Annotated in this window: 3 protein-coding genes; all 3 read left to right on the top strand. The window is 72.9% G+C overall.

Going from position 1 to position 2,255, the window contains the following annotated elements; translation table 11 throughout:
• Window positions 1–1,201, top strand: a 1,201-nt coding sequence (locus ACFU6K_RS37320) for a cytochrome P450 (protein ID WP_380670842.1), incomplete at its 5' end; no start/stop codon positions are given.
• A 49-nt stretch (window positions 1,202–1,250) separates the two neighbouring features.
• The gene (locus tag ACFU6K_RS37315) at window positions 1,251–2,000 is read left to right on the top strand and encodes an SRPBCC domain-containing protein (protein WP_380670840.1); all 750 of its coding nucleotides are present in this window, start codon (window positions 1,251–1,253) and stop codon (window positions 1,998–2,000) included.
• Window positions 2,001–2,008: 8 nt separating this feature from the next.
• On the top strand, window positions 2,009–2,209 hold the full coding sequence (locus ACFU6K_RS37310; RefSeq protein WP_380670838.1) for a hypothetical protein: 201 nt from the start codon (window positions 2,009–2,011) through the stop codon (window positions 2,207–2,209).
• The last annotated feature ends 46 nt before the right edge of the window (window positions 2,210–2,255 follow it).

Below are 2,255 nucleotides of genomic sequence, written 5' to 3'. Positions count from 1 at the left end.
CGCCCCGGCCCACGACTTCGCGGCGGACCTGCTCACCCCCGAGGCCCGCCGGGACCCGTACCCGTTCTACGCCCGCATGCGGCGCGAGAGCCCCGTCCACCGCAGCGACCAGGGCATCTGGTACCTCACCCGGTACGCCGACATCGAGGCGGCCCTGGGCGACCTGCGGCTGTCCAACGACCGCGACCGGATGACCCGCGCCTACGGCGCGCTCGGCGGCGACATGAAGGCCTTCAGCCGCCTCTCCGACCGGCTCGGCCGGGTGATGACCAACACCGACCCGCCCGACCACGGCCGGCTGCGCAAGCTGGCCAACCGGGCCTTCACCGCCCGGCGCGTCGAAGCGTTGCGCGACGGCGTCCAGCGGATCGTCGACCGGCTCCTCGACGAGGCGGTCGCGGCCGGGCCGCCCACGGACCTGATCGAGGCGGTCGCCTCCCCGCTGCCGATGTCCGTCGTCTGCGAGCTCTTCGGCATTCCGGAGGAGGACCGCCCGCGGGTCAAGAGCTGGTTCCGCCGCTTCGGCCGGCTCACCGAGGACATCGACAAGTCCGAGGCGGCGATCGAGCAGTACGAGCAGTACCTGTCCGGGCTCATCCGGCAGCGCCGGCGCGAACCGGGCGAGGACCTGATCAGCGCCCTGGTCGCCACCCAGGCGCAGGACGAGCGGCTCACCGACTCCGAACTGCTGTCCACCTGCTTCGTCCTGATCACCGCCGGCGACGAGACCACGACCCAGCTGATCGGCAACGGCGTCCTCGCCCTGCTGCGCCACCCCGACCAACTCGCCCGGCTGCGCGCGGACCCGGGGCTGATCCGCGGCGCCGTCGAGGAACTCGCCCGCTACGACACGGTGACCCAGGCGATCGTCCGGGTCGTCGCGGAGGATCTGGAGATCGGCGGACGGACGCTGCGGGAGGGGGAGCTGGCGTACCTGTTCCTCGGCGCGGCCAACCGCGACCCGGACCGCTTCGAGGACCCCGACCGGCTCGACCTGACCCGCCCCGGCAACCGGCACCTGAGCTTCGGCCACGGGCCGCACTTCTGCCTCGGCGGCCCACTGGCCAAGCTCCAGGCCGAGGTGGCGATCGGCACGCTGGTGCGCCGGCTGCCCGAGCTGCGGCTGGCCGACGAGGCGGCGCTGGAGTGGCGGCCCAACCCGCTGCAACGGCGGCTGAGCGCCCTCCCGCTCGCCTACTGACCAGGAACGACGACTGCCGACCATGAACGACGACGAAGGAGAACCGACGATGGCCCGAGAGTTCGAGGTCCGCCGGGAGCAGGACCTGCCCGCCACGCCCGAAAAGGTCTGGGACGCGGTCGCCACCGGCGCCGGCAACCTCGGCTGGCTGTACCCGATGGAGGTCGAGCCGCGCGTCGGCGGAAAGGCCAGCCGGGGCGACTCCACCGTCGTGGCGTGGGAGCCGCCGCGGCGGTTCGCCGTCCGGGCGACCCAGGACGGCGGGTTCTCCAACACGCTCAGCTACCACATCGAGCCCGCCGACGGCGGAACGAGCCACCTGCGGATGGGCATCCACTGGGTGCACACGGGCGTCGTCGACGAGGCCTGGATGTGGGACGCCAAGTCGGACGCGGCCGAGAAGCACGTCGACTTCTACCAGCACGGCCTCGCCGAGTACCTGCGGCACTTCGCCGGCCGCCCCGCCGTCTACGTCAGGGCCCAGCGCCCCGAACCCACCGCCGACCCGGCCGACTTCGCCGCCCTGCGCCGCCGCCTCGGCCTCGCCGCGGACGCGGCCGTCGGCGACCGCCTGCGGCTCGACGTCCCCGGTACGGACGGAGGCCCGGAGGAGGTGGTCGTGGACTGGCTCAGCCCCGACTTCGTCGGCCTGCGCGGCCCGGACGCGCTCTACCGGTTCTTCAACGGCAGCACCTGGAACGTGCCGATCTGGCTCGGCCACCACCTGTTCGCCGAGGACGCCGACGAGCAGCGGGCCACTGCGGCGTGGACCGCCTGGCTCAACGACACCCAAGCCTAGGACCTTCGATGGAAACCTCCACCAGGACCCTGCTCTTCGCCGCCGAACTCGTCGAGGAGAACGGTACCTACACGCTCCTCGTCGAGGACGTGCGAAGCGGCAGCGTCGAGACCACCCCGGTCCCCAAGGCCATGGTCGACAAGCTCCCGACCTTCCTCTCGGCGCTCGCCGCCAAGCTCAACCCACCGGCGCCGCGCCGCCGTTGGTAGCCCCTCCCGCACCGTGAGGCCGGTGCCGCCCGGAAGCCACCGCTCC

The organism is Kitasatospora sp. NPDC057512 (assembly GCF_042802135.1).
Taxonomy (GTDB): Bacteria; Actinomycetota; Actinomycetes; order Streptomycetales; family Streptomycetaceae; genus Kitasatospora.
Note: the sequence above shows the minus strand (reverse complement) of the source record. Positions and strands in the feature narration are given on the sequence as shown.

Excerpts from the sequence above, each read along its gene's own strand:
- ACFU6K_RS37315 (WP_380670840.1), top strand. The coding sequence starts at position 1,251 with ATGGCCCGAGAGTTCGAGGTCCGCCGGGAGCAGGACCTGCCCGCCACG.
- ACFU6K_RS37310 (WP_380670838.1), top strand. The coding sequence starts at position 2,009 with ATGGAAACCTCCACCAGGACCCTGCTCTTCGCCGCCGAACTCGTCGAG.